Consider the following 15,879-nt stretch of genomic DNA (forward strand, 5'->3'; position numbering starts at 1 on the left):
TCTTAAAAACGCTATTAAATAAAGAATTTCTTATTAGTGTATTTTGGCATGGCACTTGCTTTATTATAAGTGAGTACTTGTGTGTGACTGTACTCAAAAAATTGTAGCACAAGTCTTTTAGCATCTAAGCCTTGTAGTAGTAGGAGTTGGTGGGATGGTAATGGATATTCGACTTACTCGTATCGATGATCGTTTGATTCATGGTCAAGTAGCAACAGTTTGGTCTAAAGCAACAGGGATCGACCGAATTTTAGTTGTCAGTGATGAAGTCGCTAACGATGAGTTGCGTAAGTTCCTCCTGAAGCAAGCTGCGCCACCAGGAATCAAGTCCAATGTCGTCACAAAGAGAAAAATGGTTGAAGTGTATCACGATCAATTGTTTGATGGAATGAAAGTCATGTTGCTGTTTGCTTCACCACAAGATGTGGTTGAGGTCGTTCAAGCAGGAGTTGATTTGAAAGCGGTCAATATTGGTGGGATGCGTTTTTCTGAAGGGAAAAAAATGATCACTAATTTTATCTCTTTAGATGAAAACGATGTCGTTTCTTTTAGACAACTGGAAGTTGCCGGTGTCAAATTGGAGATTCGTCAAGTGCCAACGGATCGGAAAACAGATCTAATGCAATTGATCAAAAAAGAAAAGATGCTGCAATAACTTAATTTCGGTTACAGGTTTTTTAGAACTTATTTATATTTTTGAGCTGTAACAATAATAGTAGGAGGTATAAAGATGGTAGGAATTATCATTGCTAGTCATGGTGAATTCGCTAATGGTATCTTGCAATCCGGCGCGATGATCTTTGGAGAACAAGAAAACGTCAAAGCAGTAACTTTGATGCCGAGTGAAGGACCCGATGATGTTAAAGCAAAAATGAAAGAAGCAATTGCATCTTTCGAAAACCAAGACCAAGTTTTATTCTTAGTCGATCTTTGGGGTGGAACTCCGTTCAACCAAGCAAATAGCTTGTTTGAAGAACACAAAGATACATGGGCAATCGTTGCCGGCATGAACTTACCAATGGTTATTGAAGCTTATGCTTCACGTTTTTCAATGGAAACTGCGCATGAAATCGCTGCTCACATTTCTGGAACAGCAAAAGAAGGCGTAAGAATCCGTCCTGAAGAATTAGAACCAGCTGAAGCAGCTACTGCGTCAGCGTCACAAGGTTCAAATGCTGGAACACCAGGTAAATTAAAATATGTACTAGCTCGTATCGATTCACGGTTACTACATGGACAAGTAGCAACAGCTTGGACTAAAACTACTGGTCCAACAAGAATCATTGTTGTGTCAGATGCAGTTGCAAAGGATGAATTACGTAAGAAACTTATCCAACAAGCAGCTCCTCCAGGTGTAAAAGCGCATGTTGTTCCTGTAGAACAAATGATTAAGATTGCTAAGGATGACCAACATTTTGGTGGGCAAAAAGCATTATTATTGTTCGAAAATCCTCAAGATGCATTACGTGCAGTTGAAGGTGGTGTGCCTTTAGAAACAATCAATGTTGGGTCAATGGCACATTCAACAGGAAAAGTTCAACCCAATAAAGTTTTAGCATTCGATCAAAATGATATTGATACTTTTGAAACATTGAAACAAAAGGGTTTATCGTTTGATGTTCGTAAAGTACCTAATGATTCTAAAGGTAATATGAGTGAAATTCTTAAGAAAGCTCAAGAAGAACTAAACAAACAAAAGTAATATAATTATCAGTAGAAAATGGAGGATTATTAATCATGGAATTAAATATTATTCAAATGATTTTGGTCGTTATCGTAGCCTTTTTAGCTGGTATGGAAGGTATTTTAGATGAATTTCACTTCCATCAACCAGTTATTGCATGTACGTTAATTGGCTTAGTAACAGGCAACTTGCTTCCTTGCTTAATTTTAGGCGGTACACTACAAATGATCGCTTTAGGTTGGGCAAATATTGGAGCTGCTGTTGCCCCTGATGCTGCTTTAGCATCAATTGCTTCTGCAATTATTTTAGTTTTAGGTGGACAAGGCAAAGCAGGCGTTTCTTCAGCTATCGCGATTGCTGTTCCTTTAGCAGTTGCTGGACTATTACTAACAATTATTTGTCGTACTATTGCTACAGCATTCGTTCATTTCATGGACTCTGCTGCAGAAGAAGGCAATTTCCGTAAAGTTGAATTATGGCACATTATCGCTATTTGTATGCAAGGTATTCGTATTGCTATTCCTGCAGCTTTAATCTTAGCAGTAGGTGAAGGTCCAGTTAGAGGACTACTTGAATCAATGCCAGCATGGTTAACTGATGGGCTAGCAATCGGTGGTGGTATGGTCGTAGCCGTTGGTTATGCAATGGTTATCAACATGATGGCTACTCGTGAAGTATGGCCATTCTTCGCAATCGGTTTTGTTCTAGCAACTGTAACACAAATTACTCTTATTGGATTAGGTGCAATTGGTGTTTCACTTGCTCTTATTTACTTGGCTCTTTCTAAACAAGGCGGTGGATCAGGTAATAATGGTGGAAATTCCAATACCGGAGATCCTGTCGGCGACATAATTGATAATTATTAAGAAAAGGAGGCATAAATAGAATGGCTGAACAAATTAAATTAACTAAAAAAGATCGTATTTCTATTTGGTGGCGTTCAACTTTTATTCAAGGTTCTTGGAACTATGAACGTATGCAAAATGGTGGCTGGGCATTTACTATGATTCCAGCAATCAAGAAATTATATAAAACTAAAGAAGATCGGGCAGCGGCGTTAAAACGTCACTTAGAATTCTTTAATACACATCCATATGTAGCGTCTCCAATTATTGGTGTAACGTTGGCTCTTGAAGAAGAAAGAGCTAATGGCGCACCTGTCGATGATGTAACAATCCAAGGGGTTAAGGTTGGTATGATGGGACCATTAGCTGGTATCGGAGATCCCGTTTTCTGGTTCACAGTTAAACCAATTTTAGGTGCTTTAGCAGCTTCACTTGCTATTAGTGGAAATATCCTTGGTCCAATTATTTACTTTGTTGGATGGAATTTAATCCGTATGGCGTTCATGTGGTATACACAAGAATTTGGTTATAAAGCAGGTTCTAAAATTACAGATGATTTATCTGGTGGACTTTTACAAGATATCACTAAAGGTGCTTCAATTTTAGGGATGTTTATACTGGGTTCATTAGTTAACCGTTGGGTGTCAATATCATTTGCACCAACAGTTTCTTCTGTAAAACTTGACAATGGTGCTTATATTGAATGGGACAAGTTACCAGCTGGGGCTCAGGGAATTAAAACAGCTTTAGAGCAACAAGCAGCTGGGCTATCATTAACAGATCATAAAGTTACAACTTTACAAAATAACTTAGATAGCTTAATTCCTGGATTGGCTGCATTATGTTTAACTTTATTCTGTATGTGGTTATTGAAGAAAAAAGTTTCTCCAATTATTATCATTCTAGGATTGTTCGTTGTGGGTATTGTATTCCATTTAATCGGACTAATGTAAATTTAAATAAGTTAAAAAGTCTAGGCTAGTTTTATTGGCCTAGATTTTTTTATTAAAATTGAAATATAATTTAAATACATAAAGCACTAATCTAAAAATTGGAGGAATTATTATGGTTCAGTCATTGAATACAAAGGTAGATCTAGTTGTAAAGGCGACATCTTATCAAGGATTAACAGATTATGGAAAAATTATGATTGGGGATAAGGGATTTGAATTTTACAATGAACGTGATGCGAATAAGTTTATCCAAATACCTTGGGAAGAAGTAGATTACGTCATAGCCTCAATAATGTTTAAAGGAAAAAAAATTCCTCGTTATGCTATACAAACTAAGAAAAATGGAACATATTCTTTTTCATCTAAGCAGCCAAAAGAAGTATTAAGAGCAATTCGTGAATACGTAGATCCTTCTCATATGGTCCAATCGTTGAGTTTCTTTGATGTCATCAAACGTGGTGTCAAAAATAAATTGCATAAATAAGATCAGAAAGCCGTCTAGCCTTATGTTGACGGCTTTTTAATTTTGGCACAAAGTTCTGTGCCAAAGCTATACCTTCTATTCGTTGAAAGCGTATTCTGCTAGCGGTATTATAAAAATGTAAACGAAATCATTTTTATTCAGAGGAGGAACATAAAATGGAAAAAGCTGGACAGAAAAGTGGATTAAAAGCTAAAGTCCAACGATTAGGGAGCTATCTCTCTGGGATGGTCATGCCGAATATCGGAGCATTTATTGCTTGGGGAGTTATCACGGCATTATTTATTGATACAGGGTGGTTGCCAAACAAAGAATTATCAACACTTGTAAGTCCGATGCTTACTTATTTATTGCCATTATTGATTGGATATACCGGTGGTAGCATGATTCATGGACAACGTGGAGCAGTCGTTGGGGCAATCGCTACGATGGGTGTTATTGTAGGGTCGGATGTACCGATGTTTATCGGTGCGATGATCATGGGTCCTTTAGGCGGATGGTGCATCAAGAAATTTGATGACGCATTCCAAGCAAAAATCAAAGCTGGTTTTGAAATGTTGGTCAACAACTTTTCTTCTGGTTTAATTGGTTTTGCCTTAGCGATTATTGCGTATTATGCGATTGGACCTGTAGTCGAAGGTGCTACACATTTAATGGCACAGGGTGTTGAGACAATCATCAACATGCATCTATTGCCATTAGCAAATATCTTTATTGAACCTGCGAAAATCTTGTTCCTAAACAACGCGATCAATCATGGTATTTTGACGCCATTAGGAGCAGAGCAAGCAGCACAAGCTGGAAAATCAATCCTATTCTTATTAGAAGCAAACCCTGGACCAGGTCTAGGTATCTTATTGGCCTTTACATTCTTTGGTAAAGGTTCTGCTAAATCATCTGCACCAGGTGCAATCATTATTCAATTCTTAGGTGGGATTCATGAAATCTACTTCCCATACGTAATGATGAAACCTCTTTTATTCCTAGCTGTTATGGCTGGTGGGGTTGCTGGAACATTTACTTTCCAACTATTAGGTGCGGGACTACAAGCAGCTGCTTCTCCTGGTTCGATCTTTGCTATTCTTGCAATGACACCAAGAGGCGGATACTTACCGAACTTAGCTGGTATCGTAGTAGCTTGTGCCGTATCATTCTTAGTTGCAATGATTATCTTGAAAGCTGATCATAGTGATGAAGACGATTTAGCAGCAACTCAAGCTTCTGTAGCAAATGCAAAAGCTGAATCAAAAGGTCAAGCTGCAGTAAAAACTGAAAATCAAGAAATGTTCGGTAATGTAAACAAAATCATCTTTGCTTGTGATGCTGGAATGGGATCAAGTGCGATGGGGGCATCAGTTTTACGTGATAAAGTGAAGAAAGCTGGCTTGTCATTACCTGTTTCAAATTCAGCAATCAATAATTTGACCGATGATCCGAATGCATTGATCGTAACGCAAGAAGAATTGCATGACCGAGCTTCTCAAAAAGCGCCAAGTGCAACGTTTGTTCAAGTAGAAAACTTTATGAACTCACCACGTTATGATGAAATCGTTGAACGCTTATCAAGTGATTCAGCCCCAGCTAAAGACCCAAAAGCAAAGTTAACAGATAATGTGGTACAAGGCTTGGCCGACTATTCAAGAGTCGATCACATTGTCTTTGCATATGACCAAGTCAAAGGTTCTGCGAATATGGGTGCAACGATCTTGAAGAAATTAATGAAGAACAATTCATTGCATTATCCAGTAGTCGTAGTAGCGATCAAAGACTTAAAAGATGAAACAAATGCATTGATCATTACAAACAATGATGAAACAGTTAAAGCAGAACAACAAGCGCCAAGTGCTGTGCATGTACCGCTAACTGACTTAGTTGCTTCAGAAAAATATGATCAGGTCATTCAAAACTTAAGGAAATAAGTGGTCTTTTTTAAAGAATCGTATTACTCTTAAAGCAGTGGGGATTCTCACTGCTTTTACCCTTTGAATCCATTGGAGGAGATATTGTGTATTTTTCGATTCGCGAAAAAAAGATACTTTCCCTTTTGTTAGACTATCCGAATGGCATCACTTCGGAAGAATTGCAAGCTACTTTGCAAGTCAGCAAGCGAACAGTGTATCGTGAACTATCGAGTATAGAAAAAACAATCAAATCACTAGATGTACAAATTATCAAACCGCGAGGCGAAGGGTATCGTATCGTAGGAGAAAGTGTAAATCTAGATCGTTTAAAGCAACTGATCAAAGAAAAACAAGAAGAATTATTCACCGACAATGTCCAACGGCAAAGTGCAATCGTTTGTTCTTTACTGTTAATGGAAGAAGAAGAGACGATCGAAGGTCTGGCGATTGATTTTAAGGTCAGTCAAGCAACGATCACCTCTGACTTGTTGGCAATCGAAAAAAGCTTGGTCGATTATCGCTTGATATTAAAACGCTTAAAAGGGCGAGGCATCCGTATTGATGGACAGGAAAAACAGCGACGCCAATTATTGGGAAATTTAATTTACAATGGTGTCAGTGAATATGATTTCTTTAAGTACATTGATTTGTTAAAGGCGGAAAAAGCAACAAAAGATAATTTCTTTTTAAAATTATTAAATCCAAAAAATTTAGTGTTAGCTCATACGATTGTTGAACAAGTTTCACGGCAATCTTTTGAACAAGTAACAGATAATCAATTGCAACGAGTATTGGTCTTATTGACACTATCAATCGATCGAATGGAACAAAAACGCTATATTATCGATGAAAAAGACAGCAAAGCCAAACCAGAAAGCATGCAAATCGCCAGTCAAATCATGATCAAAGTGGCGATGGCGATCAAGCAGTCGATTCCACCGCAAGAAGTTCGATTGTTTGCTTTCCAATTGGAAGGAGTCAATTATAAAAGACCGCAAAATATTTTTATTGATAGTTTCGATGTGGAACTTTCATATAAAATCAAGGAATTGATTCGCTTAGTTTCTGAAGCGACAGCAATTGATTTTCGTAAAGATGAACAATTGTTCAATGATCTATCAGCGCATATGTCAGCTGCTTTGAAACGGAATTTAACCGTTATTCAGAGCGCTAATAATCCACTGCTGAAAAAAATACGTGAGAAATACCAAGGCTTAACTACAGCAATCATCAAAGAATTGGCGGTTATTTTTCCGGGTCATCAGTTTACAGCCGATGAGTTGGGATATGTCGTGATCCATTTCGCGACTTCACTTGAGCGCAACCCTAGTGGACGAGCACTTTCAGCTTTAGTTTTATGTTCTAGCGGTATTGGAACAGCAAGGATTTTAGAAAGTCGAATCCATAAATACTTGACGGAGATTGAGAAAGTTCAGGTTGCAAAAATTTCTGAGATGAATCAGTTAGATTATAAAAGCTATGATTTGATTTTGGCGACGGTTTTCTTACCAGGATTCCACTTGCCGTATAAAGTGATCTCGCCTTTATTATTAGATGACGAAATCAAAGAGATCAAAGACTATATTCAAACCCTGCATCCAGAAAAAACACCTGAGTTGGCTGATGAGCCGGAACAAGAGCCAAGCGAAGCCTTTGATGCGATTTATGAAACGATGCGGATCGCTAATAATCTACTGCAAAGTTTCGATGTCAAATCTTTTCAGGCACAAGAAACGATTGAACAAACCTTAAAAAAAATCATCGATCCGTTGCAAGGAACTTTCGTTTCCAATGCAGCAGTAGTAACGGAAAAAGTGATCCAACGATATTTAGTAGCGCCGATTGGCGTACCGAATACTAATTTTGCCTTATTCCACTGCGCGGATGCGCATGTCAAAGAGCCATTGTTTACGATCTATGATTTGGATCAGAAATTTTTGATTCAAGGAATGGATAAAAAGAGCATTGAATTAACGCGAATTTTATTATTATTAGCCCCAGATCCGATGCCTGAAAGTCAACAACATTTATTAGGAAAGATCAGCAGCTCGGTGATTGAGAGCGATCTAAATACTGAGATTTATAAATTTGGCAATAAAGAAATCATTTATCAATTATTGAGTTCGTTATTCGTCAAAGAAATTCGGGAAAATTAAACATGAGAAGCGGAGGAAATTATGATGGAACTAAAGCCAGAAATGATTTTATTAGATCAAGAATTTGCGAATAAAGAAGAGGCAATTCGTGCAAGTGGTCAATTGCTGGTCGATGCAGGTTGTGTCGAAGCGGGTTACATCGATGCGATGATCGAAAGAAACGAATTGGTTTCAGTTTATATGGGAAACTTTATCGCGATCCCTCACGGAACAGATGAAGCAAAACGATACGTTAAAAAAAGCGGCATTTCAGTGATCCAAGTCCCAACGGGCGTTCACTTTGGTAAAGACGATACAGATGATGTAGCGATGGTACTATTTGGTATCGCTGGAATCGAAAATGAACATTTAGATATCTTGCAAAAGATTGCCATCTTTTGTTCAGATGTTGAAAATGTCGTAAAATTAGCAGATGCAAAAACAAAAGAAGAAGTCATGGGCTATCTTCAGGAGGTAGAATAGGATGCAAGCAACACACTTTGGAGCAGGCAATATTGGACGTGGATTTATCGGTGAGATTTTAGCAAAGAATGGTTTTTCAATTGACTTTGTCGATATCAATGAAACGATCATCAATGCCTTGAATGAACGCAATGAATACACGATTCAATTAGCAGATGAAAGCCAAAAAGAAATCCATGTCTCAAACGTTGATGGATTGAACAATCAAACAAATCCAGAAGCAGTAATTGATTCTGTCAGCAAAGCAGATATCGTAACGACAGCGATCGGACCGAATATCTTACCTTTTATCGCAGAATTGATCGCAAAAGGAATCCAAAAACGTCGTAGCAATGGAAATACAGCTGCCTTAGACGTAGTAGCCTGTGAGAACATGATTGGTGGCAGTCAATTTTTATTTGAAAAAGTGAAAGGCTTCCTGACTGAAGAAGACTTAGAATATGTGGAACAATATATCGGATTTCCCAATGCAGCGGTTGACCGGATCGTACCGATCCAACACCATGAAGATCCATTATTTGTCTCCGTCGAACCTTTCAGTGAATGGGTGATCGATGCGACTCAAAGTAAAAATAAAGAATTACGCTTAACAGATGTAGAATATGTGGAAGATTTAGAACCCTATATTGAACGTAAATTGTTCTCAGTCAATACGGGTCATGCAACGGTTGCATATACAGGTGCCTATGAAGGCTATCAAACAATCGACGAAGCCATTGCTGATGAACGTGTTTTAGAAAAACTACGGGCAGTTTTAGGTGAAACTGGCAGTTTGCTGATCAACAAATGGGGCTTCGATGAAGCAAAACATACTGCTTATATCAATAAAATCGTTAGCCGTTTTGAAAATAAATATATTTCAGACAGCATCAGCCGTGTAGCACGGACACCGATTCGTAAACTTGGTTACGACGAACGTTTCATCCGTCCGATCCGTGAGCTGAAAGATCGTGAGTTGAGTTATGATAATTTAGTTGATGTCGTAGCGATGGTCTTAAAATACGATGATCCGAACGATGAACAAAGTGTCGAATTACAAGGCTATTTGAAAGAAAAATCAGTTGCTGAAGTGATTCAACAAGTGACGGATCTTAAAGACGATCAATTGATCGCTGAAATTTCTGCCAACTATCAAAAATAAACAACTAAGAAACTGTTCGAAACTATTTCGAACAGTTTTTTTACATTATAGTGGTTATCGCTTTACCCGATAAAAGTAATTAGAGATAATAATGGAAGGAAGATGACAAAATTTTAATTTTTGGTCTAGACATTTTTAGTTGATAATTGAATTCAAAGGTGCTAAAATTGGTGTATACCAAATCAGTGAAGGAGCGTTTACCAATGAAAGTAATTCGCGTAAAAGATGCCAATGAAGGCGGAAAAAAAGCATTTGAAATTATTAAAGACGGAATGGAAAACGGCGTTAAAATTTTAGGACTAGCTACTGGTAGTACACCAGAAACGTTATACCAAGAAATGACTTCTAGCGATTTAGATTTTTCAGAAATGACTTCTGTCAACTTAGATGAATATGTAGGATTAGCGGGCGAAGATGTACAAAGCTACCGCTACTTCATGAACGATCACTTATTTAATAAAAAACCTTTCAAAGAATCCTTTGTACCAAATGGTAAAGCAGCTGATTTAGAAGCTGAATGCAAACGTTATGATGGTGTGATCGCTGAACATCCACTTGATTTACAAGTATTAGGAATCGGCCGTAATGGACATATCGGTTTTAACGAACCAGGAACACCATTTGATGTAACAACTCATGTAGTTGAATTAACTGAATCAACAATCGAAGCAAACAAACGTTACTTTGATAAAGTTGAAGATGTACCAACACACGCTTTATCAATGGGCATTGGTTCAATCATGCAAAGTAAAAAAATCTTATTGATGGCTTTTGGTACAGATAAAGCGGACGCTATTAAAGGAATGATCGATGGCGACGTGACTGTTGATCTTCCAGCAAGTGTTTTACAAAACCATGCAGATGTAACAGTAATCATCGACGAAGCAGCTGCTAGCAAATTATAAGATTGATTTGTTTCAAGACGCTGGGGAGTGAGAACTCCTTAGCGTCTTTTTTGTTTTTAAAGTTGCTTGCTTCTTTTTTTTGCGTTGGTTATAGTAAGTTATCAAGCAATCAATGGAGGAACATGGTCATGCGATTAGACAAATTTTTAGCAGAAGTGGGTTTAGGCAGTCGAAAAGAAGTCAAACAGTTGATAAAAAAAGGCTCGGTTTCGGTCAATCAACGAGTTGAAAAGTCTGATAAATCCCAAGTTGATCCGGAAAAAGATGTTGTTACTTTTTTAGGAGAAGTGTTAGTATATCAAGAATTTTATTACTATTTACTCCACAAGCCAGCTGGCGTGGTGAGTGCGACCGAAGATACTCGTGATCGGACGGTGATGGATTTATTTTCTGCTCAGGATCTGAGACAGGATTTGTTTCCAGTGGGGCGTTTAGACAAAGACACTGAAGGCTTATTATTGATCACGAATGATGGAAAATTAGCACATGCATTATTATCGCCAAAAAAACACGTGGAGAAAGAATACTTAGCAGAAGTTGCAGGTGTAATGACGGCTGAAGATCAGGAGCAATTCAAAAATGGGATACGATTAGATGGTGAACTGACATTGCCCGCAGAATTATTGATCGATGAAACGGAACAAGACACCTCGATCGTCCGAATCATTTTACATGAAGGTAAATTCCATCAAGTCAAACGAATGGTCAAAGCTTGTGGAAAAGAAGTGACTTATCTTAAAAGAATCCGGATGGGTGGACTAGCCTTACCAAAAGCGTTAAAGAAAGGTTCGTATCGCGCGTTGACAGAAGAAGAATTGCGACAAATCAAGGGTTAGAACGCTTACTTTTTTGAAGCCATGCTATACTATTAAAAAAGAGCAAAATTAGCTCCTGAAAGAGGAGGTCAGAGAATGGATCTGCATTTATCAGTTTATGAAATCATGCTTCGGCTATTTTTGGCGATGGTCATGGGCGGAGGTATCGGGATCGAACGTGAATATAAAAATCGTCCAGCTGGAATCAGAACACATATCTTAGTCTGTATGGGTGCGACGATCATCGCGCTGATCCAAGTAGAGATCGCGGATCAAGCGTTGCGTTATGCAGCAGCAGAACCACAATTTGTCGGTGTTGTCCGAGCAGATGAAGCTCGTTTGATCGCACAAGTCGTCAGTGGGATCGGTTTTTTAGGTGCCGGAACGATCATGGTCAGCAATCGCTCAGTCAAAGGATTGACTACGGCCGCTTCGATCTGGGCAGGTGCTGGTCTAGGGATTGCGATTGGAATGGGGTATTATACGATCGCTATTTGTAGTTTTGTTGGGATCATGTTAGCGTTGACTGTTGTCAAACGTATCATCAAAATCAACTCGATCAAAAAATTGGAAATTCGTTATATTCATCGGGAAGCGACCAAAGAATTCATTATGAATTATTTTGATAGTAAAAAAATTGAAGTTGAAGATGTCGATTTTGACGTTGATTTTATGGATGATTATCGTATCTATACAAATGTTTATACGATCGATTTACCAAGGGGATTGAATTACACAGAAGTGATCGAAGATTTATCGATGTATAAAAATATTACGAAACTGCGTATGATCAATGTATAAAAAAAAGACCAGCCAACGCTGGCCTTTTTTTTAATCTTCAAATCCGATGAGATAATCGTCATCATTCATCGCTTCAACTTGTCCCAATAGATAGCCATTCCCAACTTGTGAGAAGAAATCGTGATTGCTGGTTCCGGTTGAAATACCGTTCATAACGATTGGATTGACATCGTCTGCGGTGTCTGGGAAAAGGGGATCCATTCCTAAATTCATCAATGCTTTATTGGCATTATAACGTAAGAACGTTTTGACTTCTTCGGTCCAACCGATTGCATCGTACAACTCTTCTGTATAGCGTTCTTCATTTTCATACAATTCATACAACAAATCGTACATCCAATCTTTCAAACGTTCTTGCTCTGCTTCCGGTAATTCATTGTAGCCGCGTTGGAATTTATAACCGATATATGTTCCATGGACAGATTCATCCCGGATGATCAGTTTAATGATCTCGGCTACATTGGCTAACTTATTGTTGCCTAAATAATAAAGCGGCGTATAAAAACCAGAATAGAATAGGAATGTTTCAAGGAAGACACTCGCAATTTTCTTTTCTAACGGCGTGCCATTCTTGTAGATTTCGTTGATTCGTTCGGCTTTTTTTTGCAAATACTGGTTTGTATTCGTCCATTCAAAGATGTCTTCGATTTCAGCTTTAGTATTCAATGTACTAAAGATCGATGAATAGCTTTTGGCATGGACTGATTCCATAAATTGAATATTGTTTAAAACCGCTTCTTCATGTGGGGTACGGACATCTTTTCTCAATTGATCCATGCCGCTTTCTGATTGGACGGTATCAAGTAAAGTCAAACCGCCAAACACATACCCAACGGTAGTTTTTTCAAGGTCTGATAATTTACGCCAGTCATCTAAGTCGTTAGATAAGGGGATTCGTGTATCCAACCAAAATTGTTCTGTTAATTTTTCCCAAGTTGATTTATCGATAATGTCTTCGATTTCGTTCCAGTTAATGGCTTCATAATAAGTTTCTGCCATGGATATTCCTCCTAAGATAGTAAGTTAAACGATAGAGTACCCCTCGTACAAAAGCACGAGAGGCAACTAGGTTTTAGATGACACAACTTTCACATTGATTTGAGCCGATCTCTTCAGCATCGTCGGTAAATGTCCGGACATAATAGATCGATTTACAGCCTTTATAAAAGGCATAGTTCCGTAAAATATTCAGATCACGTGTCGTTTGTTTGCTTTCTGTTTTCCATTCGTATAAGCCTTCTGGAATTTCAGAACGCATGAACAAGGTCAAGCTCATTCCTTGATCGATATGTTGTTGAGCCGTTGCATAGACATCGATCACTTTACGCATATCCATATCATAGGCAGAAGTATAGTAAGGCAAGGTATCATTGTTCAAGTAAGGTGCTGGATAATAAATTTTACCGATTTTCTTTTCTTGGCGCTCTTCGATCAAACGAGTAATCGGATGCAAGCTGGCGCTAGTATCGTTGATATAAGAAATCGAGCCATTTGGTGCAACAGCTAAACGGTTTTGGTGATACAAGCCGTCTTCTTGCACCGCTGCTTTCAAAGCTTTCCAATCTTCAGCACTTGGAACAAAAATATCCTTAAAGATTTCTTTGACCTTAGCTGTTTTAGGTAAGAATTCGCCTGTTGTATATTTATCGAAATAAGAACCATCAGCATAAGCTGATTTTTCAAAATTATGGAAAGTTGTTTGACGCTCTTTCGCTAAGGCATTGCTTTCCATTAAGGTCCAATAATTCAACAAGGTGAAATAAATATTCGTGAAATCAATCGATTCTTCAGAGCCATAGGCCATCAAATGTTTGGCAAAGAAGCTGTGAAGCCCCATTGCTCCTAAACCGATTGTATGGTTGAGCTGATTGCCATTTTGGATCGATGGTACCACATCGATATCTGATTCGTCAGTTACGAAAGTCAAAGCTCGAACCATCGTTCGAACAGATTGTCCAAAGTCAGGACTTTCCATTAAATTGACGATATTCGTTGATCCTAAGTTACAAGAGATATCTGTTCCTAAAACATCGTATTCTTGACGACCATTGATCAATGAAGGGGTTTGGACTTGTAAGATCTCTGAACATAAATTACTCATCACGATTTTACCATCTACTGGATTTGCACGATTCGCTGTATCGATATTGATGATATAAGGATATCCAGATTCTTGTTGCAATTTAGAGATTTCATTTTCTAAATCACGCGCACGAACTTTTTTCTTGCGGATATTTGGGTTAGCGACTAAATTATCGTATTCTTTTGTGATATCGACGTAAGAATAAGGCACACCATATTCACGTTCGATCCCATAAGGACTGAATAGGTACATCTCTTCATTTTTACGAGCCAATTCATAGAATTTGTCTGGTACAGTGATCCCAAGTGATAATGTTTTTACTCGAATCTTTTCATCTGCATTTTCTTTTTTAGCTGATAAAAACATTTCAATATCAGGATGGAAGACATCTAAATAAACGACACCGGCACCTTGACGTTGGCCTAATTGATTTGAGTAAGAAAAGCTATCTTCAAATAATTTCATCACGGGTACCACGCCACTTGCGGCACCTTCGTAGCCTTTGATCGGAGCACCAGCTTCACGTAAGTTGGAAAGATTGATTCCTACACCGCCCCCGATACGAGAAAGTTGTAAGGCAGAGTTGATTGAGCGACCGATACTATTCATATCATCGGTTACTTGGATCAAGAAACAAGAAACTAATTCACCACGACGTTTACGGCCAGCATTCAAGAAAGAAGGGGTCGCTGGCTGATAGCGTTGATGAATCATTTCGTCGGCTAAAGAAAGTGCCAATTTTTCATCGCCATCAGCAAAATACAACGCATTATAAGCAACTCGATCTTCATAACTTTCTAAGTATTCATCGCCATCATTGCTTTTTAAGGCATATTGAGAATAAAATTTGTAGGCTGCCATAAATGATTTAAAAGTAAAGTTTTGTTCTTTTAAATAAGTAAATAATTTTTCAATAAAGGCAGGGGAATATTTTGCGATAAAGGCTTCTTCCAAAAAATCTTGTTCTAATAAGTAATCGATTTTTTCTTGCACAGAAGAAAACGCATGCGTGTTAGGCTCAACATTTTCTTTGAAAAAAGCAGCTAGCGCATCTTTATCTTTGTTTAATGGAATCTGTCCGTTGACTGGACGATTGATTTCGTTGTTCAGTTTGAAGTAGGATACTTCACCAAGATCTTTTAAACTCATTTCGTCACATCTTTCTCTTTAAAATTTTCTATCTATATAATGAAGAAAAACTTTGCAATCATGGACCGCAAAGTTTTGAACTACGCTAATGCTTTCAATTGATCTGGGCGAAAACCGATGATGGCTTGTTGACCGCCGAAGATAACAGGAACACTTTGAAAACCTTGATCTTTTAGGAAACCTAGAGCTTCGGGTTCGTTGTCGATATTGATTTCTTCGAATGAAATTTGATTTTCAGTTAAATAACGTTTTGTCATTTTACACTGCATACAATTATTTTTTGAATAGACTTTTACCATAAGACTACCTCCTCTGATTTCTACATTTCCTAGTATAAAAGATGTAGTAGAAAAGTCAATCGTTAAACACTATATATTGTGGTGGTAAAAGAGTGGTATACCACTCTTTGTGTTTTTTGCAAAAATATTGAAAACAGGTGAATTCAAAGGAAAATGCCTTTTTATTTGCTTGATTCAAGAAGGTCAGTGTTTTTTTACCTAAAA

Annotated in this window: 15 protein-coding genes; 12 read left to right on the forward strand and 3 right to left on the reverse strand. The window is 37.9% G+C overall.

Going from position 1 to position 15,879, the window contains the following annotated elements:
* Positions 1-154: 154 nt before the first annotated feature.
* From ACKTSC_RS00880 to ACKTSC_RS00935, 12 genes are all read left to right on the forward strand, one after another.
* On the forward strand, positions 155-655 hold the full coding sequence (locus ACKTSC_RS00880; RefSeq protein WP_332580047.1) for a PTS sugar transporter subunit IIB: 501 nt from the start codon (positions 155-157) through the stop codon (positions 653-655).
* 75 nt (positions 656-730) lie between these two features.
* Complete coding sequence (locus tag ACKTSC_RS00885; RefSeq protein ID WP_407856581.1) at positions 731-1,702, forward strand: mannose/fructose/sorbose PTS transporter subunit IIA; 972 nt, start codon at positions 731-733, stop codon at positions 1,700-1,702.
* Positions 1,703-1,737: 35 nt separating this feature from the next.
* Positions 1,738-2,550, forward strand: coding sequence for a PTS mannose/fructose/sorbose transporter subunit IIC (locus ACKTSC_RS00890; protein ID WP_407856582.1), 813 nt, complete (start codon positions 1,738-1,740; stop codon positions 2,548-2,550).
* Between the two features lie 20 nt (positions 2,551-2,570).
* Positions 2,571-3,482, forward strand: coding sequence for a PTS system mannose/fructose/sorbose family transporter subunit IID (locus ACKTSC_RS00895; RefSeq protein ID WP_407856583.1), 912 nt, complete (start codon positions 2,571-2,573; stop codon positions 3,480-3,482).
* A 112-nt stretch (positions 3,483-3,594) separates the two neighbouring features.
* On the forward strand, positions 3,595-3,966 hold the full coding sequence (locus tag ACKTSC_RS00900; protein ID WP_407856584.1) for a DUF956 family protein: 372 nt from the start codon (positions 3,595-3,597) through the stop codon (positions 3,964-3,966).
* A 155-nt stretch (positions 3,967-4,121) separates the two neighbouring features.
* Complete coding sequence (locus ACKTSC_RS00905) at positions 4,122-5,882, forward strand: PTS mannitol transporter subunit IIBC (RefSeq protein WP_407856585.1); 1,761 nt, start codon at positions 4,122-4,124, stop codon at positions 5,880-5,882.
* Between the two features lie 86 nt (positions 5,883-5,968).
* A complete protein-coding gene (locus ACKTSC_RS00910) occupies positions 5,969-8,020 on the forward strand; it encodes a BglG family transcription antiterminator (protein ID WP_407856586.1) in 2,052 nt (683 codons plus the stop codon).
* 24 nt (positions 8,021-8,044) lie between these two features.
* Complete coding sequence (locus ACKTSC_RS00915; RefSeq protein WP_332580074.1) at positions 8,045-8,482, forward strand: PTS mannitol transporter subunit IIA; 438 nt, start codon at positions 8,045-8,047, stop codon at positions 8,480-8,482.
* Position 8,483: 1 nt separating this feature from the next.
* On the forward strand, positions 8,484-9,623 hold the full coding sequence (locus ACKTSC_RS00920) for a mannitol-1-phosphate 5-dehydrogenase (RefSeq protein WP_407856587.1): 1,140 nt from the start codon (positions 8,484-8,486) through the stop codon (positions 9,621-9,623).
* A gap of 203 nt (positions 9,624-9,826) precedes the next feature.
* Entirely contained in the window at positions 9,827-10,528 is a 702-nt protein-coding gene (gene nagB, locus ACKTSC_RS00925) for a glucosamine-6-phosphate deaminase (protein ID WP_332580055.1), read from the forward strand.
* A 128-nt stretch (positions 10,529-10,656) separates the two neighbouring features.
* Complete coding sequence (locus ACKTSC_RS00930; RefSeq protein ID WP_407856588.1) at positions 10,657-11,364, forward strand: pseudouridine synthase; 708 nt, start codon at positions 10,657-10,659, stop codon at positions 11,362-11,364.
* Between the two features lie 75 nt (positions 11,365-11,439).
* Positions 11,440-12,144 carry an MgtC/SapB family protein gene (locus ACKTSC_RS00935; RefSeq protein WP_332580057.1) on the forward strand — a complete coding sequence of 235 codons (705 nt, stop codon included), beginning with the start codon at positions 11,440-11,442 and terminating at the stop codon, positions 12,142-12,144.
* 30 nt (positions 12,145-12,174) lie between these two features.
* On the opposite strand, the gene nrdF is transcribed toward ACKTSC_RS00935, so the two are convergent.
* The 3 genes from nrdF to nrdH form a co-directional block, all read right to left on the reverse strand.
* Entirely contained in the window at positions 12,175-13,143 is a 969-nt protein-coding gene (nrdF, locus tag ACKTSC_RS00940; protein WP_332580058.1) for a class 1b ribonucleoside-diphosphate reductase subunit beta, read from the reverse strand.
* 73 nt (positions 13,144-13,216) lie between these two features.
* Complete coding sequence (gene nrdE, locus ACKTSC_RS00945; protein WP_407856589.1) at positions 13,217-15,376, reverse strand: class 1b ribonucleoside-diphosphate reductase subunit alpha; 2,160 nt, start codon at positions 15,374-15,376, stop codon at positions 13,217-13,219.
* A gap of 80 nt (positions 15,377-15,456) precedes the next feature.
* Entirely contained in the window at positions 15,457-15,675 is a 219-nt protein-coding gene (gene nrdH, locus ACKTSC_RS00950) for a glutaredoxin-like protein NrdH (RefSeq protein WP_016180418.1), read from the reverse strand.
* Positions 15,676-15,879 lie beyond the last annotated feature (204 nt).

The sequence above is a fragment of the Enterococcus hailinensis genome, from assembly GCF_045862035.1.
Lineage (GTDB): Bacteria > Bacillota > Bacilli > Lactobacillales > Enterococcaceae > Enterococcus_A > Enterococcus_A hailinensis.

What these genes read in the sequence shown, in the direction of transcription:
- ACKTSC_RS00880 (WP_332580047.1), top strand. Translation starts at nt 155, where the DNA reads ATGGTAATGGATATTCGACTTACTCGTATCGATGATCGTTTGATTCAT.
- ACKTSC_RS00885 (WP_407856581.1), top strand. Translation starts at nt 731, where the DNA reads ATGGTAGGAATTATCATTGCTAGTCATGGTGAATTCGCTAATGGTATC.
- ACKTSC_RS00890 (WP_407856582.1), top strand. Translation starts at nt 1,738, where the DNA reads ATGGAATTAAATATTATTCAAATGATTTTGGTCGTTATCGTAGCCTTT.
- ACKTSC_RS00895 (WP_407856583.1), top strand. Translation starts at nt 2,571, where the DNA reads ATGGCTGAACAAATTAAATTAACTAAAAAAGATCGTATTTCTATTTGG.
- ACKTSC_RS00900 (WP_407856584.1), top strand. Translation starts at nt 3,595, where the DNA reads ATGGTTCAGTCATTGAATACAAAGGTAGATCTAGTTGTAAAGGCGACA.
- ACKTSC_RS00905 (WP_407856585.1), top strand. Translation starts at nt 4,122, where the DNA reads ATGGAAAAAGCTGGACAGAAAAGTGGATTAAAAGCTAAAGTCCAACGA.
- ACKTSC_RS00915 (WP_332580074.1), top strand. Translation starts at nt 8,045, where the DNA reads ATGGAACTAAAGCCAGAAATGATTTTATTAGATCAAGAATTTGCGAAT.
- ACKTSC_RS00920 (WP_407856587.1), top strand. Translation starts at nt 8,484, where the DNA reads ATGCAAGCAACACACTTTGGAGCAGGCAATATTGGACGTGGATTTATC.
- nagB (WP_332580055.1), top strand. Translation starts at nt 9,827, where the DNA reads ATGAAAGTAATTCGCGTAAAAGATGCCAATGAAGGCGGAAAAAAAGCA.
- ACKTSC_RS00930 (WP_407856588.1), top strand. Translation starts at nt 10,657, where the DNA reads ATGCGATTAGACAAATTTTTAGCAGAAGTGGGTTTAGGCAGTCGAAAA.
- ACKTSC_RS00935 (WP_332580057.1), top strand. Translation starts at nt 11,440, where the DNA reads ATGGATCTGCATTTATCAGTTTATGAAATCATGCTTCGGCTATTTTTG.
- nrdF (WP_332580058.1), bottom strand. Translation starts at nt 13,143, where the DNA reads ATGGCAGAAACTTATTATGAAGCCATTAACTGGAACGAAATCGAAGAC.
- nrdE (WP_407856589.1), bottom strand. Translation starts at nt 15,376, where the DNA reads ATGAGTTTAAAAGATCTTGGTGAAGTATCCTACTTCAAACTGAACAAC.
- nrdH (WP_016180418.1), bottom strand. Translation starts at nt 15,675, where the DNA reads ATGGTAAAAGTCTATTCAAAAAATAATTGTATGCAGTGTAAAATGACA.